Here is a 24,355-nt window from a genome sequence, read left to right on the forward strand (position 1 = left end):
CTCCGTTGTCTCGAAGAGGGGTTGTCTCGAAGAGGGGTTGTCTGGAAGAGGGATTGTCTCGAGGCGGCTCGGGGCGCGTGCCCCGTGGGTACTCGTCGAAAGATCGCGTGCCCGTGGGTAATCGCTGCGGTGCGTTGGGATCGGGAGGCGTGTCGGCGCGCGGGCCAAGCCTAACCGACTCGACCCGCCGCGGCCGGTATCGGCGTCAGCCGCGGCGCAGCGTGCCCGCGATGGTGCCGCCGAAGACGCCCGGCGTGCTGTAGGACAGCGACCCGTCCGGTTGCAGCCGCACCGTCGAGGTGGCGCCCCCGTCGGTGCAGTCGGTGGGGCTGTCGGCGCTGAGCCGGGCGACGAAGGTGAGCTGGTTCTCGGTGGCGGCGGTGAGCCGTTCGATCCGCGCGCAGCGCTGCTGGGACAGCTTGCCGGTGTTGGCCGAGGTGGCCACCTCTTGGCCGACTTCGCCGTCCTTGACGGTCAATTCGATGTCGAAGGTGACCAGGCCGTCCGCGGCGGTGCCGCGCCAAGTGCCGACGAAAGCCTTCGGCACCCTCGTCACGGCCGTGCCCGTGTCGGTACCGGGAGCGCCGGTGACCGGAGCGGCCGACGCGGAGGCCGCGCTTCCCCCGGTATCGCCGCCGGACCCGCGCAGCTGGGTGCCGATGACGAACGCGCCGATCGCGACCACCACGCAGGCGATCAGCAGTCCGGCCAGCAGCGGTCCGCGGCGAAGACCCCGCGCGGTGGTTGTGCCCGCATACTGGGCTTCCGGGGCGGCATTCCGCGCTTCGGCAGGCCCTTGCCGCTCGGGCCGCCACTGCGTGTTCGGCCCCGATTCCGCTTGCTGCCATGGTGTTCGGCTCGGGGACGATGCCCCGAGCTGCCACTGCGGGGGAGTCGCGGGCGCCGCCGGATGGGGTCGCGGCGCGGCGTCGCTACCCGTACTCTGCGTCCAGGGTGATCGGCTCGCAGGCGTTTCGGTGTGCCGCCACTGCGTGGCCGCATCGGCTCCTGTGGGCGGAACCGACTGCTGGCGAGGCGAACTCGTCGCATCGACGTCGATACGAGAGGCCGGTCCGTGCTGCGCAGGCGGATACGCGGCCCACGGCTCGCTCCGCTGGCTGGTCCGATCCTGCGGCGGGGTCGCACCGGCGTTCGTCGGCCGACCGAGATCCGGCCCACTGTGCGCAGGCGCGGCCGGGCCGGGAGATCCGCTCAGGTCGGCGGGTAGGTCCACCGGCCCGGAATCCAGGTCGAGCAACCGCACCGCGCGCATGCTCACCTCCTCCAGCACCGGCGGCGGCAGCCACCCCGCGCGCTCGGGCACCCCGAGCGCGGCCAGGTCGTCGAGCAGCCTGCGCGGCGTCGGCCGGGCGGCGGGATCCTTGGCGAGGCAGGACGCGACGAGGGGCCGCAGCCGATCCGGCACGGCGTCCAGGCGCGGGTCCTCGTACACGATGCGCCATAGCATGTGCATCGTCTCGCCGACCCCGAACGGGCCGTGTCCCGCGGCCGCGAAGGCCAGCACGCCGCCGAGGGCGAACACATCGCTCGCCGGACCGACCGTCCCGCCGGTCACCTGCTCCGGACACATGAAACCCGGTGAGCCGATGACCTTTCCGGTGGTGGTCAGCGCGGTGTCCTCGACGGCGCGCGCGATGCCGAAATCGATCACCTTGGGTCCGTCCACGGCGAGCAGCACGTTGGACGGTTTGAGATCGCGGTGCACCACCCCGGCCTCGTGCACCGCGACCAGCGCCTCGGCCAAGCCTCGGGCCAGCACCAGAAGCGTGGCCTCCGCGAAGGTGCCGAACCGCTCCACCGCCTCCGACAGCGCGAACCCCGCCACATAACCGGTCGCCAGCCAGGGCGGATCGGCGTCCACGTCGGCGTCGAGCACCGGGGCGGTGAAGCGCCCGCCGACCCGCCGCGCTGCCGCCACCTCGCGCCGGAACCTGGTTCGGAATTCGTCGCCGCCCACCAGATCCGGGCGGATCACCTTCACCGCGACGGTGCGACCGCCCGCGTTGCGCCCGAGATAGACCCGCCCCATTCCGCCTGCCCCGAGGACGCCGAGAAGCCGGTAGTCGCCGATCCGTCGCGGATCGTTCGTGCCGAGCGGTTCCATCGCGCAGTCGGTTCCCTTCGAATGATCGAACATCGAAAGGCTACCGACCCGGACCCGGTCACACCGAGCGGCGCGACGACCCCGGTTCGAGGGGCAGCCGCGCCGCGCGGTGTCAGAGCTGAGACTTGACCTTGTCCGCGATGAGTTCCAGGTGTGCGAGGTCGTCGAGGTCCAGGATCTGCAGGTAGATGCGGCCCGCGCCGATCTCGGCGTAGCGGCCGATCTTGTCGGCCACCTCGTCCGGCGTGCCTGCGAGACCGTTGGTCTTCAGCTCGTCGACCTCACGGCCGATGGCGGCGGCGCGACGGGCGACCTCGGCGTCGTTGCTGCCGACGCAGGCGACCAGGGCGTTGGAGTACACCAGATCGTCGGCGCGGCGCCCGTACGACTCGGCCGCGGCGCGGACCCGCTCGAACTGGCGGGCGCTGTCCTCCAGCGAGGCGAAGGGCATGTTGAACTCGTTCGCGTACTGCGCGGCCAGCCGCGGTGTGCGGGTGGCTCCGTGGCCGCCGATCAGCACCGGCACCGGGTCCTGCACCGGCTTGGGCAGCGCGGGGGAGTCGGTCAGCCGATAGTGCTTGCCGTCGAAGCTGAAGGTGTCGCCGGGCTTGGTCGCCCACAGCCCGGTGACGATCGCGAGCTGTTCCTCGAAGCGCGCGAACTTGTCCGAAGGGAACGGGATGCCGTACGCGGCGTGCTCTTCGGCGAACCAGCCGGTGCCAAGGCCGAACTCGACGCGGCCGCCCGACATTCGATCGACCTGCGCGACTTGAATCGCGAGCGGGCCGGGCAGCCGGAACGTCGCGGCGGTGACCAGCGTGCCCAGCCGGATCCGGCGGGTCTCCCTGGCCAGACCGGCGAGGGTGATCCAGGCGTCGGTGGGTCCGGGCAGACCGTCGGAGCCGCCCATGGCGAGGTAGTGGTCGGAGCGGAAGAACGCGTCGAACTCCAAGTCCTCGGCCGCTTTCGCCATGGTCAGCAGGGTGTCGTAGTCCGCGCCTTGCTGCGGCTCGGTGAAGATACGCAGTTTCATGAAGTCCATCGTGCCCGAGGGATCTCGGTGATTCGCGCCGTGCGCCCCGGGGAGTGGCCGATGCCACTAGGGTCGGCTGCGATCACATCGGCGCACGCCCGTCTTCGAGGAGGACCCCGTGACCGCAGCCCCCGTTCCGCGCGTCGTCGTCATGGGCGTCTCCGGGGCGGGCAAGTCGACCATCGGCGGCAGGCTCGCGCACGCCTTGGGCGTCCCGTTCGCCGAGGGCGACGACTTCCACCCGCGGGCCAACGTGGCCAAGATGCGAGCGGGTGAACCGCTCACCGATGCCGACCGCGTCCCGTGGCTGGACAGCATCGCCGCTTGGCTGGCCGAACGGGCGGTCGGGGGCGGCGTCGTCAGCTGTTCGGCACTGAAGCGCGACTATCGGGATCGGCTGCGGGCGGCCGCGCCCGATGTGCTGTTCCTGCACCTGACGGCCTCCCGCGAAGAGCTGGCCAGCCGGATGTCCACGCGCCGCGACCATTTCATGCCCGCGAGCCTGCTCGACTCCCAGCTCGCGACTCTGGAACCGCTCGCGGCCGACGAACGCGGCATCGCCGTCGACGCCACCCGTGCGCCCGCGGACCTGGTCCGCGAGACGATCGCGGTCCTGAACAGCGCCCGCCCCTCCTGAGCCCGGAAGGCCCACGCGGGCGGCTATCCGGCAGCAGTGACGGGAGTGCGCGCAGTGTTCACCCGACGATGTGGGTCCAGTCGCCGAATCCGGACATGTCGGCGAGGTTGACGAATTTTCCGTTGCCGTTCAGTTGGCCCGAGGCGGCCGTCCGGCTCGCGCGGTTGTAGAAGAACAGCCGTCCATCCACGGGCACGACGTGGGTCCAGTCGCTGAATCCGGACATGTCGGCGAGGTTGACGAAGTTTCCGTTGCCATCGAGTACGCCCGAGGCCGCCGTCCGGCTCGGACGGTTGTAGAAGAACAACCGTCCATCCACGGACACGATGTGGGTCCAGTCGCTGAATCCGGACATGTCGGCGAGGTTGACGAAGTTTCCGTTGCCATCGAGCTCGCCTGACGCGGCCTTCCGGCTCGAGTTGTTGTAGAAGAGCATGGTTGCCACCACCTGGTGTCGGAGCTGATTTGGAAGGTCACACCATGGTCGACCGGCGCGGGTGGTGCGCCTAGGGTAGTGCGCTACCCGAAACTCGAGGGGCCCTCATACGCATCGCCGATCGCCGGAACCGGCAGCCATGACGACCGGCAGCCTTCCCCCCTGGTCAGGACGAAGAAGATCGAATCGCCTCCGTCTGTCGTAGCGCCGCAGGCAATCTGCTACGAGATGGATTGCGGGCATTCGCCGGAGACCACCGGCAGACAGATCCCCGTCGCATCCGACAGCATCAGTCCGCCGCCCACCAGCAGCGCGGCCAGCGCGATCGCCCCGAAGAAGAGGACCCACAGCAGCGCGGGTATGTGGGTCAGGCGAGCCAGTTGATCGGCGTCGGAGTCGACATTGCCGGGCTGGCGCCAGCGGTGCACCCGCCCGCGTTGCATCTCGATGACGGGGCGCAGCCCGGCCAGCAGCAGGAACCACGCGGCGAGGTAGGCGAAAGCGGCCTGCGCCGTGTCCGTTCCGAACCAGGACACCGCGAACACCGTGGCGCCTAGCGCGAACACCGTGCACAGGCCGTAGATGTTGCGGACCTTGATCAGCACGGCGGCGAGCAGCGCGATGGACGTCCAGAGCATCAGCGTGATGCGGTCGGCGCCGAGCAGGGCCGCGAAGCCCAGGCCGAGCAGCGGCGGCGCGGGGTAGCCCGCCATGGCGGTGAAAATCATGCCTGGTCCGTAGGGTTTTCCGCTGGAGACGGTCAGCCCCGAGGTGTCCGAATGCAGCGTGATGCTGTTGAGCCTGCGACCGGTGAGCAGCGCGGTGAACGCGTGGCCGCCCTCGTGCGCGATGGTGACGACATTGCGGGTGATGCGCCACAGCGGGCTGTAGCCGATCAGCACCAGTGCCGCCACCCCGGTGACGACGACCAGCTGCCAGGGCGGTGGGGTCTGCGTGGTGGTGAGCCGATCCGCGATGGAGGCGCCGCGGTCGACCAGTTCGGCGGTGTTCACCGCCGCACCCTATCGGTCGCGCGCGGGAATCGCACCGGGGGCGAATCCCCGCGGGCGTCCGGTCAGGTGAGTGGTACGGGCGTCCCGGAGGCGGACGAGCGCCGCGCGGCCTCGAGCACCCGCAGCGCCGCGACGGCGTCGCGTGGATCCACCGGCACGGGTCCGCCGTCGAGGATCGTGGCGGCCATCTCGGCGTAGAAGGCGGGATAGTCGCCCGCCAGCGTCGGATACGGCGACAGGTCCGGTTCGGCGCCGAGCAGTCCCCAGCGTTCGGATTCGACAGCACCCCACTCGTCCGCACGCGGGTCACGGCCCGCACGGAGCGCCTCTTCCTGCGGGTCGAGGCCGTAGCCGACGTAACCGGCATCCGCGCCGAGCACACGGAAGCGCGGGCCGAGCTGGGGCGTCACCGCGCTCATCCACAAGTGCGAGCGGACACCGCTCGCGTGGGTCAGCGCGAGGAAGACGTCGTCGTCGGTCTGGACGCCGGGGCGGCGGCGGTCCAGCTCGCCGTACACCGAACGAGCCGGACCGAACAGGGTGAGCGCCTGATCCACCAGGTGGCTGCCGAGATCGAAGAGCAGTCCGGCGCCCTCGGCGACGCTGCCGACCTCCCGCCATCCGCCCTTGGACACCGGACGCCACCGCTCGAACCGGGACTCGAAGCGCCGCACCGCGCCGAGCCTGCCGTCCTCGACCAGTGCGCGGATCGTCCGGAAATCGCCGTCCCAGCGCCGGTTCTGGAAGACCGACAGCACGACGCCCGCCCGCTCGGCCCGCGCCACCAGCTCCTCGGCCTCGGCGACGGTGACCGCGAACGGCTTGTCCACCACCGTCGGAATCCCGGCGGCCAACGCCCGCGCCGCCAGCGGCGCGTGGGTTCGATTGGGCGTTGCCACGACCACGAGGCCGATGCCGCGGAGGTCGGCGAACAGCGCGTCGGCGTCCGGGAACACCCGCACCCCGTCGTGCGCGCGGCGGGCCTGCTCGGCACGCTCCGCCGACCCGGTGACCACCGCCGCCACCCGCATTCGCGGTTCCGCGGCAATCAGCGGCGCGTGGAACACCGCGCCCGCCAGGCCGTATCCGACGATGGCCACCTCCAGGCTGCTCATGTCGCCGACGCTACCGCCCGGCGGCCGCGCGCCCGCGCAGCGGCACGGAGCGCTCGACGCGCGGATACCGCTCAGCGCGCGGTTCCGCGCGAAAGTGGTTCGGTCGGTGAGCAATGCGACCGAGGTGAGCGGCCAGGCGCCGACCGCGACCACCAGCAGCAGCCTGCCGAGCAGCCGCAGACCCGCCACGTCGATCGCGACGCCGGTGGAGAACGCGGCGACCGCGGTCATACCGAGTGGGAAGACGGTGGCCCAGCGCCGGATGTCGTAACGCGGCCGCGGCCGGACGGCCTCGGCCAGGAGCAGCACCGCATAACCGAACAGGTTGAGCCCCAACACGATCAGTGTGGTCACGCGGAGGATGTTTTGCGCGACGCGGTGTGTCGGCCTCGGAGGTCCAGCGGGGCCGGTCGCGCACGAAGCGGGTGACGAAGTCGATCGCGAGCAGCACCCACACCGCGGCCGCGAGGACCAGCCAGATCCACGACAGCACTGCGAATCCGGTGAGATGCAGCCCGACCGACACGATGCCGGTGGCCATCACGAACGCGCCCGCCGCCGGGGGCAACTCCTGCCACCATCGCTGTGCCACCCGGCTATCACAACCGGAAAGCGATCGGGGGTCAAGCAACTCGACGGCTATCGGCTCGGCGAGGCGGCTGCGCAGATCGAGGGCAATGGATTTGCATGGACTCCGGTCAGTCGCCTGTCCGGTGATCGGCGGGAGCGTCGGAATGGGCGGTCCGCCGCGGAGCGTGTCCGGACCACGATCGGCTTGTCCTCGCCGGGGCGAGGGCCTGCGGCGTGGGGGTATCGGTGGACCGGAAGTGCTCGGTGAGGACGAGTCCGATTGCGCGGAGTGCGTCCGGGTCGGTCATCCGTTCGTGCCGGGCCGGAATGCGGTGTTCGGTGATACGGCCGGTGATGTGGTTGTTCCATGCGAGAGCCGGAGGGGGGCCGTCGTCTCTGTGGTCCGCGATGGAGCTGAAGTAGATCAGGTCACCGTCGAAGGATGCCGGCCGGTGGTTCCGGGTGAGGTCGACGAGCCGGGTGTAGTCGCGGTGCAAGGTCACGAGATGCTCGGGGGTCAGGGCGGTGAAGAGGCCGCCCTGCCGGTGCAGCAACTCGGCCGCGACCTCGAAGGTGAGGTCGGCGGGGAGCTCGGAAGCAGCGAGGCCGCCGAACTCGGTCAGCAAGTCCACGGTGGTGGGTGTGGGAGTGCTGACGCTGCGGTCGGTGACGACTCGGGTGTCCATCATGGCCAGGGTCGCGACATGGTCACCGTCGCGGCGGAGCTGGACGGCGATCGCGTGGGCGATGGTGCCGCCGAGCGAGTAGCCGAGCAAGTGGTAAGGGCCGTGCGGCTGGACGGACCGGATCTCCCGTACGTAGCGGGCGGCGAGTTGGTCCAGCGTATCGAACCGCGCGGTGGGGTCGGTCAGCGTCGGGGATTGCAGTCCTTGGACGGGACGGTCGGGGTCGAGGTGTTGCACGAGTCCGCTGAAACCCCAGGCCAATCCGATGGCCGGGTGGACGCAGAACAGTGGTGGGTCGGCGCCGGCGGCACGCAGCGGGAGCAGGACCGACAGTGCGTCGCGGGGATCCTGTTCGTCGAGGCCGCGCAGGCGGGTGTCGACGCGGCGGGCCAGCAATTGCGGTGTCGGGTCGGTGAATACCCACTGAATCGGCACCGTGGCACCGGTCGATTCCTCCAGCCGCGCCACCAGTTGGGTGGCGGCCAGCGAGTTGCCGCCGAGGGCGAAGAAGCCATCGTCGACGCCGACTGGTTCGATGTCGAGAGTCCGGGTGAAGGCGTCGCAGACCGTGGCCTCGAGCGGGGTGGACGGCGGCCGGAATCGGGAGTGTCGCCGGTCGGGTGCCGGCAGGGCTTTGTAGTCGAGTTTGCCGGTGGAGGTGAGGGGGATCCGGTCGAGGGTGAGGATCGTGGTCGGGATCATGTGGGTGGGTAGCCGGGTCGCGAGGTAGGTGGTCAGTGCGAGGGTGTCGGATGCGGTGTCCGGGGTGGGTACGACGTAGCCGGTGAGTTGGTCGGTGCCGTTGGGTTGGGTGTGGATCGTGACGGCGGCGTGGGTGATGTCGGGGTGGCTGCGTAGCGCGGCTTCGATGTCGCCGCGTTCGATGCGGTGGCCGTGGATCTTGAGTTGGAGGTCGCTGCGGCCCTGGTATTGCAGCGTTCGGTCGGCGGTCCAGGTGACCAGGTCGCCGGTGCGGTACATCCGTGTCCCGGGCGGCCCATAGGGGTCGGGGACGAATCGGGATGCTGTGGTTGCGAATTGCTTGTGGTAGCCGCGGGCGAGGCCCGGTCCGGACACGTACAGTTCGCCGACTACTCCGGGTGGGACGGGGCGTAGTCTGCGGTCGAGTACGACGGCGGTGAATCCGCGGGTCGGGCCGCCGATTGTTATCGGACCGTTGGTGGTCCATGGTGCGCCGGCGCAGCTCATGACGGTGGATTCGGTAGCCCCGTAGGAGCTGATCACCGTCCGGCCCGGTATCCACTGTTCTGCCAGATCCGGTGGGCATATCTCGCCGCCGACCATCAGGGTGCCGAGGGTGTCGAGTTCATTGGGGGGCAGCGATGCGAGCACTGTCGGGGTGAAGGCGGCATGGGTGACGTTTCCGGCTTCGATCACCTCGGCCAGTTCGGTGCCCGCGACTACCGCTGCGGGTGCGAGGACCAGTGTGGCGCCTGCGGCTGCGGCGCTGAGCAATTCGAGGACCGAGACGTCGAAGGTCAGTGCAGCGGCGCCCAGCACTCGTGCGGCCGGGGTGAGGCCGAACCGTTCCCGTGTTTCGGCGGCAAGGTCCGCTATCCCGCTGTGGGTGACCACGACACCTTTGGGAATCCCGGTGGAGCCCGAGGTGTACATCAGGTAGGCCGGGTGGTGTGGCCGTAGCGTGGTCGTGCGGTCGTGGTCGGTGATCGCGGCGGGAGACGCCGACGCTGTCTTCGCGGCGAAGGAAGGGTCGTCGAGGGCGAGCCATCCGGTGGTGTCCGGCAGCTGGTCTCGGTGGATCCCGAGTGTGAGCCCTACGGCGGCACCGGAATCGGTGAGCATGCTGGCGATCCGGTCCCGGGGATGGGTGGGGTCGATCTGGACGAACGCGCCACCGGATTTGGCGACCGCCCAGACGGCGATCACGGCGTCGATGGAGCGCGGTAACGCTATGGCTACCAACGATTCCGGTCCTATTCCTGTCTCGATCAGTACCCGCGCCCACCGATTCGAGGTCTCATCGAGTTCGCGGTAGGACAGTCTTACGCCGTCGCAGACCACCGCTTCCGTGTCCGGAGTCATTGCGGCCGTCAACACCTGCGGCAATACCGACATCACCGCGCCGGGCCGGCCGCGAACGGGCACCAGCGTGGCTCGTTCGACCGGCGACAGCAGCTGCAGCTGGGTCAGCGGGAGGTCGATGTGTTCGGCGATGGTGCCGAGCACTCGCAGCATTCGGTCGGCGATGGCGTCGATCTGGTGTTGTGTGAACAGTTCCGGCAGGTATTTGAAGGTCAGGTGCACTCGGGCGTCCTGGTGGACGACCAGGCCGAGCGGATAGTGCGCGGCGTCGCGTCCGTGCACGTCGAGGACATGCATGCCCGCGATGTCGGTGTCTTCGGACAGCCCGGCCCGGTCGACCGGGTAGGACTCGAGGACGGTCACGGTGTCGAACATCGCGCCGGGACCGGCCACGCGCTGGATCTGGGCGAGCCCGAGGTGGTGATGGTCGAGCAGCGAGGCTTGTTCGGTTTGGATTCGCCGGAGTAGCTGGGCCAGGGTTTCGCGATGATCGAGCCGGATCCGGACGGGCACGGTATTGACGAACAGCCCGATCATCGATTCGATGCCGGAGATCTGCGCCGGACGCCCGGAGACGGTGGTGCCGAAGACCACGTCCTCGCGGGCGGTCGAGGTAGCGAGCACGATCGCCCAGGCGGCTTCGATGAGGGTGTTGAGGGTGGCCTCGTGTCGATGGGCCACCGCGACGAGGGCCGCGGTGCGCTGCTGGCTCAGCTGCACCTGGACTTCGCGCGCGGCGATGGTGGGGCGGCGGCCGCGGTCCGCGGGCGCCAGCAGAGTCGGCTCGGTCGTGCCCTCGAATGTCCGCGCCCACGCGGCTTCCGCCGCGTCCCGGTCCTGGGTGTTCAGCCACCTCAGGTAGTCGCGGTAGGGACGCACCGGGGGCAACACCGTGGGGTCGCTGTCGCCGGCGTAGAGGGTCAGCAGTTCCCGGATCAGCAGTGGCGTGGACCAGCCGTCTATCAGGATGTGATGCATGCTCAACAGCAGCCGATACTGCCGGGGCCCGGTGTTGATCAGGGTGAGTCGCAGCAGCGGCGCCGCGGTCACGTCGAAGCATGCGCGGCGGTCGGTGTCCATGAGCTGTTCGAGCGCAGCTTCCGTGTCGTCGCGCCCGGCCAGGTCGATCTCGGTGAACGGCACGTCGATGTGCTGGTGTACCACCTGGACCGCTTCGCGTGCGCCGTCGCGCACGAACGCGGTCCGCAGGTTCGGGTGCCGTCCGATGAGAGCCTGCGCGGCGCGGCGCAGCCGGTCCGTGTCGACGCGCCCGCCGAGTTCCAGACAGAGTTGCACCATGTAGGCGTCGAGGGTGCCGTCGGCGAGCTGGGCGTGGAACATCAACCCTGACTGCAGCGGCGTGAGTGGCCAGATGTCGTCCAGTGTCGGACGTCCGGTCTCGAGCCGGTCGATCGCGCCTTGGTCGAGGTCGACGAGGTCGACGTCGGAGGGGGTGAGCCCGCCTGCGCCGGGGCGGGACGCGTGTGCGGCCAGAGCGGTCACCGCGTCGCGCCACAGTCCCGCGAGGTCGGTGACCTCGGAGGAGGTGAGCAGGCCGGTCGGATACTCCCAGGCGGCGGTCAGGGTAGGCCCGTCCGATGTATCGATGGTGACCGCGTTGATGCCCAGCAGGGCTGCGACTGGTGCGTCGGGATTCTGGACGCTGCCGCCCTCGGGGCCGTCGCCGACGGGCATCCACCCGATGTCGCGCACCACTGCGGGAGTGGTGTCGAGCCGACCGAGATAGTTGAAACTCACCTGGGGGGTGGGCAGTTCACGCAGGATGCGGGTGGTATCGGTGTTGAGGTGGCGCAGCAGCCCATAGCCGATCCCGTGGTTGGGGACCTGCCGGAGCTGTTCCTTGACCGACTTGACGACCGCTGCGGCGGCACCCCCGGCGGCGAAGGCGTCGTCGATGTCGATGTCCGACAGGTCGAGCCGGACGGGGTAGGTGGTGGTGAACCATCCGATGGTGCGGGTGAGGTCGGCGCCGGGGAGCACCGTGTCGTGGCGGCCGTGGCTTTCGAGGGTGAGCAGCGTCTCGGTGACGGTGTCGCCGTGGCGGCGCCGCCATCGAGTCAGCGCCAGCGCGAGCCCGGCCACCAGGGCGTCGTCCACGTTGCCGTGGAACGCCCGGGGCAGGGTGGTGAGTACGGCGCGGGTCACCGCGGTAGGGAGCGCCACCTCGACGGTGGCGACGGTAGCTTGCACGTCCACGACCGGGTCGATCGGGCGGGCGATCGGCGGATCGTCGGCGGCGAGAGTGGACCGCCACCAGTCGAGTTCGTCGAGGCTCCCGGCCGCGGTGTGCAGAGCATGCGCCCAGCGTCGCATCGAGGTGCCGACGGGCGCGAGCCGTGGCCGTTGCCCGGCACTCAGCTGGGCCCACGCCGCGGCGAAATCGGGGATGAGGATCCGCCACGACACGCCGTCGATCACCAGGTGGTGCGCGACGACGAGCAGCCGTCCCGGCTGTCCGGCCCAGTCGAACCAGACCAGCTGCAGCACGACTCCGGCTGCGGGGTCGAGGCGTTCGGCCGCCGCGTTCGCCTCGGCGTCGGCGAGCGCCGCGAAGGCGCTGCTGTCCGGTGCCACATCCACCGGCACGCGCCGGACCAGCCCGGCGGCGGGCATCGCGGTCGGTTGCACCCGTAGCGTCCACCCCGAGGTGTGCGCGGGTTCCGGCTGTAGTCGAGCTCGCAGCATGTCGTGGTGATCGATCACCGCCTGGACGGTGGCACCGATTCCGGTGGCGTCGATACCGGTTGGCAGAGTGAGCATCACCCACTGGCAGAAGCGGTCGAAGCCGCCGCGCTCGATCATCCACCACATGATCGGCGTCACCGGTACCGGTCCCACACCCCCGCCGGGCAGTTCCGCCGGAAGGGAAGTCGCCGCGGCGCTGTCGTCGAGAACGGCGATCTCGGCCAGCCCGGCAACCGTCTTACGCTCGAACACCTCGCGCGCGGAGAACACCACACCCGCCGACCTGGCTCGCGTCACCAACTGGATCGACATGATGCTGTCGCCGCCAAGGGCGAAGAACGAATCGTCGGCGCCGACCGTGTCGATACCCAATACCTCGGCGAACAGTTCCGCCAGCGTCGTCTCCACTTCGGTGGCCGGTGCCCGGAATTCGGCTCGGCCCGTGGTGAAGTCCGGCTCGGGCAGAGCGTCGCGGTCGAGCTTGCCGTTCGCCGTCGCAGGCAGCGCGTCGAGCACCATCACGGTCGCGGGCACCATGTGCGAGGCCAACCGCTCCGCGGCGAACGCGAGGACCGCGGGCGCGTCGAGATCGGAGCCGTGCTCGGGCACCACATACCCGATCAACCGGGCGCCAGTAGCGGGGTCCCGGTGCACGGTCGCCACTGCACGGGCCACACCCGGGCAGGCCACCAGAGCCGATTCGACCTCGCCGAGCTCGATGCGGAAACCACGAACCTTGACCTGGAAATCCGACCGGCCCACGTAGTCGAGCGCCAGAGTCCCGTCCGGCAGCCGCAGCCACCGCATCAGGTCACCGGTCCGATACATGCGCTGCCCCGGACCTGCGAACGGATCGGCGACGAACCGCGACGCCGTCAGACCCAACCCGTTGCGGTAACCGCGAGCCAGACCCGGGCCCGCCAGATACAACTCTCCCACGACCCCGACCGGCACCGGCCGCAACCATGCGTCGAGCACGACCTGACCGACCCCGCGGGTCGGGCCGCCGATCGTCACCGCCTCACCTGCCACCATCGGCGCACCCGCATCGGTCATGATCGTGGCCTCCGCTGGACCGTAGGCGTTGAAGAATCTCCGGCCCGGTGCCCACCGCGACACCAGTTTGGGTGAGGGCGCCTCGCCACCGACCACGACGGTCCCGAGGTCCTCGAGCCCGTCGGGATCGACCGTCCCCAAGGCCGTGGGCGTCAGCGCGGCATGGGTCACCTTCGTGCGCAACAGGATCTGCGCCAGCTCGCCCCCGCCGTAGACGGTCGGGGGCACAATCACCAGCCGCCCACCCGTCGCGAGCGCCCACATGTGTTCGAAGACCGCCGCATCGAAACTGGGAGACGCGAAATGCAGCACCCGCGCGCTCGGCCCGATGTTCAACCGCGAACATTGTTCGGCCACCAGATTCGCCAGCCCTCGATGCGACACCACCACACCCTTCGGCACACCTGTCGAGCCGGACGTGTAGATCACGTACGCCGCACTGTCGACCCGGACCGGCGATGTTCGCTCCGCATCGGTCACCGGCACCGCCGGCAACCCGGCGGCCTCCGCTTCGACAGCCGACTCGTCCAGGATCAACCACGGCACCGGCCCAGGCAGCCGGTCTCGCCACTCCGACCGTGTGATTCCTACCGCCACACCCGAATCGGTGAGCATGTGCTCGATCCGACTGGCTGGGTACTGCGGGTCCACCGGCACGAACGCTGCCCCCGACTTGGCCACCGCCCACACCGCCAGCACCGAATCGATCGACCGCGGCAATCCCACCGCGACACTCGCTTCCGGCCCCACACCCCGACCGATCAACAATCGGGCCAACCGATTCGACTCCGCATCCAGCTCGCCGTACGTCCACCACCGATCCCCGCATACCACCGCGACCGCCCCCGGATCCCTCTCCACCGCCGCCGCCAACAACTCTGGCAACACCTGCTCCGGCACCGCCGGGTCGCCCGAAACCGGCGTCAACTCCCGGTGTTCCGCCGGGGAGAGCAGATCCAGTCGCGCCAGCGGCAGATCCGGGTCGGCGGCAATGACGCCGATGACGCGCAGGACCCTCCGCAGGGTCGCATCCATCGTGTCCTGGTCGAAGAGTTCGGGCAGATACTTGATTTCGACGTGCAGTTGCGTGTCGACCCGCGCGACCACTCCCAGTGGATAGTGCGCGCCGTCGGTGCCGGTCACGTCGAGCAGCCGCATGCCGGCGATATCGGTGTCCGCGGTCAGCCCGCCGCGATCGATCGGGAAGGACTCGAACACCGTGATCGTGTCGAATACCGCCGCGGGCCCGGCCACCCGCTCGATGTCGGTCAGACCCACGTAGTGGTGATCGAGCAGCCCGGCCTGCTCCGCCTGGATTCGGTCGAGCAGCTGCCCCAAGCTCTCGGCGGGATCGAGACGGACGCGCACCGGCAGTGTGTTGATGAACAGCCCGATCATCGACTCGATGCCCGCGATCTGTGGAGGCCGTCCGGACACCGTGGCGCCGAACGTCACATCCTCCCGGGATGTGAACGCGCCCAACACGATCGCCCATGCCATCTGGATCACAGTGTTGAGGGTGACGCCACGGGCCCGCGCCATGCCTGCCAGCGACGCGGTCTGTTCCTCGGTCAGTTCGCCGTGTACCTCACGTGATTCGGTGTAGGGGCGGCCGGGATCGGCCGGAGCCACCAGGGTCGGCCCGTCGGCGCCGTCGAACGCGCGGGCCCAGGCGTCGAGCGACGCGGCCGGGTCCCGCTTGACGATCTCCGCCAGGAAGTCCCGGTAGGGACGTATGCGGGGCAGGATCGCGGCGTCGCCGTCGGTGGCATAGAGGATCAGGAACTCCTTCAGGAGCAGTGGCGTCGACCAGCCGTCGAGCAGCAGGTGATGATTGGTCAGCACCAGCCGGTAGTGCTCGGGCCCCGTGGTGACCAGCATCCAGCGGAGCAGCGGGGCGCGAGCCGGGTCGAACCGGGCCGCCCGGTCCGCGGCCATCAGTCGATCCCACTCGCGATTCCGTGCACCGTCCTCCAGCCCGGACAGGTCGAGCTCCGACCAGGGGACCTCGACGTTTTCGTTGACCACCTGCACCGGTCCGGCGGCGGTGTCGGTGACGAATGCGGTGCGCAGATTCGCATGCCGGTCGAGCAGCACCTGCCCGGCTCGGCGCAGCCGCTCCGGGTCGACCCGCCCACGCAGCTCGAGGACCAACTGCACCAGGTAGGCGTCCATCGACTCCTCGGACACCAGCGCATGGAACAGCAACCCCTCCTGCAACGGAGTCAATGGCCAGACGTCGCTCAACGCCGGATAGCTGTCTTCGAGTCGCTCGATCTCGGGCTGCCCGAGCCTGACCAGATCCAGATCCGATGGCGTCCGTCCCCCGGCACCGGCGCGATGGACATGTCTCGCCAACGTGGTCAAGACCCGGCGCCACGACTCCGCCACCTCGCGCACCTCGTCGACGGTGAGTACCCCGGCGGGATACGACCAGATCGCCCGCAACCGCGGCCTGCCCGCATCGTCGAGGGTGAAGGCCGTGATGTCGAGCACCGCCGACACCGGCATATCCGGATTCTGCACACCGGCGAGTTCGGCACCCGCGAGGTCGTCGCCCACCCGCATCCATCCGGCCGACTGCGTTCCTTCGGGAATCTTCGTGGAGACGTAGTCGAACGCGATCTGCGGCGTCGGCAGCGTCCCGAGTATCGGTCCGGTGTCCTCGTTGAGATACCGCAACAAGCCGTAGCCGATTCCGTGGTCCGGGACAGCGCGCAGCTGTTCCTTGACGGACTTGACCGCTGCCTCCACAGCCGGCCCACCGGTGCACGCGTCGTCGAGATCGATGCCCGACAGATCCAGGCGCATCGGAAAACTCGTGGAGAACCAGCCGACCGTCCGGGTGAGATCCGAGCCCGGGACGGTACCTTCCGCACGGCCGTGCCCTTCGAGACCGATCACCACGTCCGCGAGCGGGCCGCCGAAGGCTTCCGTTCGACGCTCGCGCCGCCACTTCGTCACCGCTACCGCCAGCGCGGCCAGCAGCCCGTCGCCCACATTGCCGTGGAATGCCGCGGGCACGTCTGTCAACAGCGCCTCGGTCACCTCGGGGGGCACGTCGACCTCGACCGTGCGGGCCGTGGCAGCAACATCGATCGCGGGGTCGAGGGGCCGGGACCCGATCACCGGATCGTCCCCGGTTGCCATCGCCTGCCACAAGTCGAGCTCGGCGGCCCGCTCCGGGCGCTGGGCTGCCTCGACCAACCCGTGCGCCCACCTGCGCATCGATGTCCCGACCGGGGCCGGATCGGGTGGCTCGCCGGACTCGATCCGCGCCCATGCGCCCGCGAAGTCCACAACCAGCACCCGCCAGGACGCGCTGTCGATCGCCGAATGATGCACCAGCACAAGCACTCTGCCCGGTTCTGCCGCGTCGACCGGATCGAACCAGACCACCTGCATCACGATCCCGGCGCCCGGATCGAGCCGGTCTGCGGCGGCATCCAATTCCGCCGCCGCCGACGCACGGAACTCGACGCTGCCCGGCTTCCCCTCCATCGCGACCCGGTGGACGACGTCGTCGGCGCGAATCTTCCCGACCGGCAGCACCTCCCACGTCCAGCTCCCCTCGGCGCCCCGGCGCAGCCGCGCGCGCAGCATGTCGTGCCGATCGAGTACCGCCTGCACCGTGGCCGCCAGCCTCTGCTGGTCGATCCCCGCAGGCGGAGCCAGCACCACTGCCTGCGAGAAGCGGCCGAACCCCGACTCCGCGCGTTCGATCAGCCGTCGCATGATCGGCGTCAGCGGTATCGGCCCGACACCCCCGCCGGGCAGTTCTTTCGGAAGGGAGGTCGCCGCGGTGCTGTCGCGGACGGCGATCTGGGCCAGCCCGGCAACCGTTTTGCGCTCGAACACGTCGCGCGCGGAGAACACCACACCCGCCGCCCTGGCCCGGGTGACCAGCTGGATCGACATGATGCTGTCGCCGCCGAGGGCGAAGAACGAATCATCGAGGCCGACCGTGTCGATACCCAGTACACCGGAGAACGATTCGGCGATCGTGCGTTCGAGCGGTGTCTCGGGTGCTCGGAACGCCTTGTTGCCGGTGAATACCGGATCCGGCAGCGCCTTGCGATCCAGCTTGCCCGCGGGTGTCAAGGGAATCCGCTCCAGCACCATGATCGAGGACGGGACCATATAGGACGGCAACCGGCCGGTGAGGTACTCGGTCATGATCGTGGTATCGATCGAGTTACCAGGCGCGGCAACAACATACGAAACCAGCGACTGGGTCCCGGAATCGCTGCGGTGACCGATCGTTGCGGCGAAATCGACGGTTTCATGGGCGGCGAGCGACGCATCGATCTCCCCGAGCTCGATGCGCAGACCACGAATCTTGACCTGGAAATCCGACCGGCCGAGATGTTCGATCGCTCCGTGGGCCGTCCATCGGACCAAGTCTCCGGTGCGGTACATGCGTTCGCCGGGCGCCCATGGGCATGCTATGAAACGCGCGGCGGTCAGCCCCGCCCGGCGGTGGTATCCGCGGGCCAGCAAGGCGCCCGCGATATACAATTCGCCTGTCACGCCGACTGCTACGGGTTGTAGTCGTTGATCGAGCACCCACGCGGAGGCACCGCGAATCGGGGTACCGATGGTGACCGGTTCGCCTGCCGTCAATGGGGAGGTCAGCGTCGCGGCGATAGTGGTCTCGGTAGGCCCGTATTCGTTGACCATGCTCCGGCCGTAGTCGCTCCATCGCTCGACCAACTTGCTGCCGCAGTCCTCGCCGCCGACCAGTAGGTTTCTCAAATCCGGTAGCGGCCAACGGGTGTGGTCGATAGTGGACAACGCCGAAGGTGTGATCAGGACGTGACTGACGTGCTCGCGCTCGAGTAGTTCGGCGAGTTCGTCGCCGCCGTAGACATCGCTGGGCGCGATGACCATGGTCGCGACCCAGTACACCGCGTCCAGTAATTCCAGTACCGCCACATCGAAGCTCGGCGAAGCCAGATGCAGAACGCGAGAACCCGATGCGATTCGCATGCCATGCCGGTGCACGGTGGCGCAGTTGCGGAGTCCGCGGTGGGTGACCGCGACGCCTTTGGGTAGTCCGGTCGATCCGGAGGTGTAGAGGACGTAGGCGATGTCGTCGATACGCAGCGGGCGTACCCGGTCGCTATCGGTGACGGGGCGGTTTTCGGCCTCGGGCAGGTCCTCCGGTGTCAACCAGTCGATGTCGTCGGGTAATTGCGTTCGCGCGGATGCCACCGTCAGACCGATCGCCGCCTTGGAATCGGTCACCATGTGGGTGATGCGTTCGACGGGATTGGTCGGGTCGATCGGCAGGAAAGCAGCGCCCGACTTTGCGACGGCCCATACCGCGAGTATGGAATCGGGGGAGCGTGGCATGCCGATCGCGACGACATCTTCCGGGCCGACACCTCGCTGAATCAGTGTCCGAGCCAACCGATTCGAACGCTCGTTCAGCTCTCGATAGCTCAGCTGCTGCCCCTCGAAAACGATCGCCGTGGCGTGGGGATCCCGTGCGGCTGCCGCGGTCAACAGGTCGGCCAGTGTGGCGGGCGTCGCTGCGGGCGCACCGGAGCGCGACAACAGATCAGCACGTTCGGCGGGCTCGAGCACCTCGATCATCCCGACCGGGACCGTGGGATCGGTGGCCACCGACTCCAGTACCCGGATCCACCGGTGTGCGAGAGAGTCGATCGTCGCGGCGTCGAACAGATCCGTGGCGTAGGTGACCGCTACCGCCATCTCGCCACCGTTGTGGTTGTCCGACAGTACGACCTGCAGGTCGAAACGAGACACTTCGTTGGGGAGGTCGACCACCGATACCTCGAGACCGGGCAGTTCGAGCTTCACCTGTTCCAGGTTCTGGAATGCCAGCATCACCTGGAACATCGGGTGCCGGGACTGGGACCGGTGGGGAGCGAGTTGGTCCACCAGTTGCTCGAACGGCACGTCGGCGTGTCCGAAGGCATCCAGATCGATCTGCCTGATTCGGCCGAGCAGGTCGGTGAACGACTCGTCGAGATCGACCTCGGTCCGCAACACCAGGGTGTTGACGAACATGCCAATCACATCGTCGAGTTCGGCCGCGCCTCGTCCGGCGATCGGTGTGCCGATCGGAATATCGGTGGTACCGCTCAGCCGGGCGAGCAGGACCGCCAGCGCGCCGTGGATCACCATGAACAGCGACGAACTACGTTGCCGCGCAAAGCTTTCCAACGCACGCACCAACTCGGCATCCAAGGTGTAGTCGATGGTGGCACCCCGATTGGACGCCACCACCGGCCGTGGCCTGTCGGTCGGCAAACGAAGTTCTTCGGCAACTCCGTCCAGGGCTTCGGTCCAGTACCGGATCTGCTGGGCGCCCAGCGATTCCGGATCGTCGGGCGAGCCGAGGGTAGCTCGTTGCCACAGTGCGTAATCCGCGTACTGGATCGGCAGCGGTGTCCACGAAGGGACTTCTCCGCGGACCCGCGTGGTGTACGCGGTCGTCACGTCGCGGGCCAGTGGTGTCATCGAGAAACCGTCCGCGGCGATGTGGTGCACCACGACGGCCAGCAGGTATTCGGGGTCCTCGCTACCGGCAGCGCGGAACAATCGGGCGCGGACCGGCGCCCGGGTGCTCACATCGAAGCCCTCGGTGACGAATTCGGTTACCGCTGCGTCCAATTGGCTCGGCGGAACCGATACCAGGGCCAGCTCGGGGTCTATCTGGTCGGCGGGTTCGATGAGCTGGATCAGCATTCCGTCGTGGTCCGGGTACCGCGTCCGCAAAGATTCGTGCCTGCGCAGCACGTCGACCATGGCCGATCGCAGGGCGTCGACATTCAACTCGCCACGCAACCGAATGGCGATCGGCACGTTGTATGTCCCCGAGCTGGTGTCGTACTGGTTGAAGAACCACATCCGTTGTTGGGCAGGTGCCAAGGGCACGAGATCCGGGCGCGGCCCGGCGATGAGCGGTGGGCGTTGTCGCCTCGTGCCGGAATGCTGTTCTATGCGGGTAGCGAGTGCCGCTACCGTGGGCGCCTCGAACAACAGCCGCACCGGAATTTCGGTATCCAGCGCGGCCCCGAGTCGCGCGGCAACCCGGATCGCGACCACGCTGTCCCCGCCGAGGGCGAAGAACGAATCGTCGAGGCCGACGGTATCGATTTTCAAAACCTCGGCGAATGATCTGGCGATCGTGCGTTCGAGTGCTGTCCGGGGTGCTCGGAACACCTGGTAGTCGGTGAATACCGGATCCGGTAGCGCCTTGCGGTCCACTTTGCCCACCGGCGTCAAGGGGATCCGCTCCAGCACCATGATCGCGGACGGGACCATATAGGACGGCAACCGGTCGGCCAGGTACTCGGTCAGGATCGTGGTATCGATCGAACCACCGGACGCGGCAACAACATACGAAGCCAGCGACTCGGTCCCGGAATCGTTGCGGTGGCCGATGGTCACGGCGAAACCGACGCTCTCATGGGTGGCGAGAGTCGCATCGATCTCGCCGAGTTCGATACGCAGCCCACGAATCTTCACCTGGAAATCCGACCGGCCGAGATGCTGGATCGCTCCATCGGCTGTCCACCGGACCACGTCCCCCGTGCGATACATCCGCTCGCCGGGCGCCCAAGGACACGCTACGAAACGCTCGGCCGTCAAAGCTGTCCGGCGATGATATCCGCGGGCCAGCAGACCACCCGCGACATACAACTCACCCGCCACGCCAACGGGCACCGGTTGCAGCCGCGGATCCAGCACCCATTGCGAGACACCGCGAATCGGGCCACCGATCGTGACCAACTCACCCGCCACCAATGGGGAAGTCAGCGTCACGGCAATGGTGGCCTCGGTAGGCCCGTATTCGTTGAATATGTTCCGGCCGTCGTCGCTCCATCGCTCGACCAACTCGGTGCCGTAGCCCTCGCCGCCGACCAGCAGGTATCTCAAATCCGGTAGCGGCCAACGGGTGCGGTCGATCGTGGACAACGTCGTCGGCGGGATCAGGACATGACTGACATGCTCGCGGTCGAGCAGTTCGCCGAGTTCGTCGCCGCCGTAGACATCGCTGGGCGCGATGACCATGATCGCACCCGCGCACAACGCCAACAGCAATTCCAGTACCGACACATCGAAGCTCGGCGAAGCCAAATGCACTATACGAGAATCGGATTCGATGCCCATGGCATCGCGGTGCACGATGGCGCAGTTGCCGAGGCCGCGGTGGGTGACCGCGACGCCTTTGGGTAGTCCGGTCGATCCGGAGGTGTAGATGACATAGGCGACGTCATCGACACGCAGCGGGCGTACCCGGTCACCGTCGGTGACGGGGCGGGTCTCGGCCTCGTCGAGGTCCTCGAGTATCAACCAGTCGATGTCATCGGGTAATTGCGTTCGCGCGGATGCCACCGTCAGACCGATCGCCGCCTTGGAATCGGTCACCATGTGGGTGATGCGTTCGGCGGGATAGGTCGGGTCGATCGGAAGGAACGCAGCACCCGACTTGGCGACCGCCCATACCGCGAGAACCGAATCCGGAGAGCGCGGGATGCCGATCGCGACGACATCTTCCGGGCCGACACCTCGCTGAATCAGCAGCCGGGCCAACCGATTCGAACGCTCGTCCATTTCCCGATAGCTCAGCTGCTGCCCCTCGAAAACGATCGCCGTGGCGTGGGGATCCCTTGCGGCTGCCGCGGTCAACAAGTCAGCCAAAGTAGTGGGCGCCGCCGTGGGTGCACCAGAGCGTGACAGCAGATCGGCTCGCTCAGCAGGCTCGAGCACCTCGATGCCCCCAGCCGCAACGGTGGGATCGGTAGCTATCGACTCGAGTATCCGGATCCACCGGTGTGCGAAAGAATCGATCGTCGCGGCATCGAACACATCGGTGGCATAGGTGACCGCTACCGCCATGCCGCCACTGTCATGATCGTCCGACATCACGATCTGTAGGTCGAAACGAGACACCTCGTCGGGCAGGTCGACCACCGACGCATCCAGAGCGGGCAACTCCGGCGCCACCCGGTCCGGATTCTGGAAAGCCAGCATCACCTGGAACATCGGGTGCCGGGACTGGGACCGGTGGGGAGCGAGTTGGTCCACCAATTGCTCGAACGGCACGTCGGCGTGTCCGAAGGCATCCAGATCGATCTGCCTGATTCGGCCGAGCAGGTCGGTGAACGACTCGTCGAGATCGACCTCGGTCCGCAACACCAGGGTGTTGACGAACATATCGACCACGTCGTCGAGTTCGGACGCACGGCGTACGGCGACCCGCGTGCCGATCGGAATGTCGGTCGAACCGCTCAAGCGGGCGAGCAGGACTGCCAACGCACCATGAATCACCATGAACAGTGGCGAACCACGTTGCCGTGCAAACCTTTCCAATGCCCGAACCAACTCGGCACCCACCGTGTAGCCGAGGGTGGCACCCCGATTCGACAGCACCGTCGGCCGCGGCCTGTCAACCGGCAGAGGGAGCTCCTCAGGAAGGTCCGCGAGCGTGGCTTGCCAGAACGCCAGGTTCTCGCGGCGGCGCCGTGCCTCCGCGCCGTGGCGGGCACTGTCGGGGTGGACCTGCCCGAGATCGGTGTCCGGTGCGGCGGCGGCGAACGCATCGAGGAACTGCACGAATCTGGTGTAATGCGCCGACAATTCGGGGCCGGTGTAGAGGTTGGGATTGGCCATGAAGTGGAGGATCGTTTGCGGCGGGTCTCCGGCCTGGTACAGGTCGACCAGCAAATCTTCGACCGGCCCGGAGCTGAGGATATGGAATTCCGCGGTCATCGACCCGAGCCGGAGCTCCTGGGGGAAGAACATGACATTCACCACCGGGCCCGCGAAACGCCGCTGCCCGTTGTGTCCCGCGGCGGCGCGAATGTCGGTGAGGCCGCACCGCTGGTGCCGCAACGCGCCGATCAGGTCGGACTGCACGCGTCGCACCAGCGTCGCGATCGTGTCGCCCGTACCGAGCGTAATCGGAAGCGGCACAACGTTGACGAAGACTCCAGCGGACCGTCGCAGCACCGCCGTGGTACGACCCGATACGGGGATATTGACCAGGACCTTGTCCCGGCCGGTCATACGGGCCAGATAGCTTCCGAATGCGGCGATCACCACCGCGGCCGGGCTCGCCTCCAACGCCTCCGCGGAATGATCGATCCGCCCTACCGTCTCGGTGGGCAGTTCGGCTTTTGCCACGACACTGTCCGCGCGTGCGGGTGCGTATCCGTCGGCCAGGCTGGACTCGTCCTCGACGTCGGCGAGCCTGTCCAGCCAATATGCTTGGTCGCTGGTGAATCGCTTGGACTCCCGGTAACTGCGATCGGCCTCGTAGAGGGTGCGCAGGTCTGCCGCCCGGTTCGGCTCCGCTGTCCGGCCCTGCACCGCCGCTGTGTACAGCGCCGCGACCCGGTTCATTACCGTCATCGCGGCGTAGCCGTCCCCTGCGACGTGGTGGCCCTTGAGGTACCACAGGAAATGCCGATCCCCGACCTGCAACATCACCCATGTCAGCAACCGGTCTCGGGTCATATCCATAGGCGAGGTGTACTGCCGGTGCATCCACTGCAAGGCCGCCGTCATGGGGTCCGGTTCACCACGCATATCGATGAGCGGCCCCGTCGAATCCAGCGACGGGTCGAACAACTGATACGGCTCACCGTCGATCTCTAGCAGCCGCATATACCCCGATTGGCATTCGTGGCCTGCTTGAATCGAAACCTTGCGAAGTAAGTCGAGATCCAGATCCCCATGGAACTCGAGATACTGTGCCTCACATATCGGCACATCCGGGCTCAATTGCTGCGCCAGCCACAGCCCCCGCTGCCCCGCGGACAGCGGCACCGGCTGAGTGACCGACACGTTTGGCTCGGCGTCCCCACCCGATCCCTGGTCGGGCAGGAACTGCGGTCGCGGAACGGTCATCACTTGCCTCCAGACCCGACCGCGCCC

Annotated in this window: 7 protein-coding genes and 1 pseudogene; 1 reads left to right on the forward strand and 7 read right to left on the reverse strand. The window is 68.1% G+C overall.

Annotation, left to right across the window (positions count from 1 at the left end):
* Positions 1-205: 205 nt before the first annotated feature.
* Positions 206-2,158, reverse strand: coding sequence for a serine/threonine-protein kinase (locus tag AC3ERS_RS20970; protein WP_431969743.1), 1,953 nt, complete (start codon positions 2,156-2,158; stop codon positions 206-208).
* Between the two features lie 79 nt (positions 2,159-2,237).
* On the reverse strand, positions 2,238-3,158 hold the full coding sequence (locus AC3ERS_RS20975) for an LLM class F420-dependent oxidoreductase (protein WP_431969744.1): 921 nt from the start codon (positions 3,156-3,158) through the stop codon (positions 2,238-2,240).
* A gap of 151 nt (positions 3,159-3,309) precedes the next feature.
* Between AC3ERS_RS20975 and AC3ERS_RS20980 the strand changes: the two genes are divergently transcribed.
* The gene (locus AC3ERS_RS20980; RefSeq protein ID WP_431969802.1) at positions 3,310-3,795 is read left to right on the forward strand and encodes a gluconokinase; all 486 of its coding nucleotides are present in this window, start codon (positions 3,310-3,312) and stop codon (positions 3,793-3,795) included.
* 58 nt (positions 3,796-3,853) lie between these two features.
* Here AC3ERS_RS20980 and AC3ERS_RS20985 read toward each other — a convergent pair whose 3' ends face one another.
* The 5 genes and pseudogenes from AC3ERS_RS20985 to AC3ERS_RS21005 all read right to left on the reverse strand — a co-directional run bounded on the left by AC3ERS_RS20985 (position 3,854) and on the right by AC3ERS_RS21005 (position 24,328).
* Positions 3,854-4,231: a hypothetical protein gene (locus AC3ERS_RS20985; protein ID WP_431969745.1), complete on the reverse strand. Its 378-nt coding sequence runs from the start codon at positions 4,229-4,231 to the stop codon at positions 3,854-3,856.
* Between the two features lie 221 nt (positions 4,232-4,452).
* The gene (locus tag AC3ERS_RS20990) at positions 4,453-5,244 is read right to left on the reverse strand and encodes a M50 family metallopeptidase (protein ID WP_431969746.1); all 792 of its coding nucleotides are present in this window, start codon (positions 5,242-5,244) and stop codon (positions 4,453-4,455) included.
* A 62-nt stretch (positions 5,245-5,306) separates the two neighbouring features.
* Positions 5,307-6,722: an SLAC1 family transporter gene (locus tag AC3ERS_RS20995; RefSeq protein ID WP_488186258.1), complete on the reverse strand. Its 1,416-nt coding sequence runs from the start codon at positions 6,720-6,722 to the stop codon at positions 5,307-5,309.
* Positions 6,723-6,744: 22 nt separating this feature from the next.
* Positions 6,745-6,951 (reverse strand): annotated as a pseudogene (locus tag AC3ERS_RS21000) (SLAC1 family transporter); the annotation flags it as partial.
* 106 nt (positions 6,952-7,057) lie between these two features.
* On the reverse strand, positions 7,058-24,328 hold the full coding sequence (locus AC3ERS_RS21005) for an amino acid adenylation domain-containing protein (RefSeq protein ID WP_431969748.1): 17,271 nt from the start codon (positions 24,326-24,328) through the stop codon (positions 7,058-7,060).
* Positions 24,329-24,355: the final 27 nt, after the last annotated feature.

Source organism: Nocardia sp. bgisy134 (assembly GCF_057708325.1).

What these genes read in the sequence shown, in the direction of transcription:
- AC3ERS_RS20970 (WP_431969743.1), bottom strand. Translation starts at nt 2,158, where the DNA reads ATGTTCGATCATTCGAAGGGAACCGACTGCGCGATGGAACCGCTCGGC.
- AC3ERS_RS20975 (WP_431969744.1), bottom strand. Translation starts at nt 3,158, where the DNA reads ATGAAACTGCGTATCTTCACCGAGCCGCAGCAAGGCGCGGACTACGAC.
- AC3ERS_RS20980 (WP_431969802.1), top strand. Translation starts at nt 3,310, where the DNA reads ATGGGCGTCTCCGGGGCGGGCAAGTCGACCATCGGCGGCAGGCTCGCG.
- AC3ERS_RS20985 (WP_431969745.1), bottom strand. Translation starts at nt 4,231, where the DNA reads ATGCTCTTCTACAACAACTCGAGCCGGAAGGCCGCGTCAGGCGAGCTC.
- AC3ERS_RS21005 (WP_431969748.1), bottom strand. Translation starts at nt 24,328, where the DNA reads ATGACCGTTCCGCGACCGCAGTTCCTGCCCGACCAGGGATCGGGTGGG.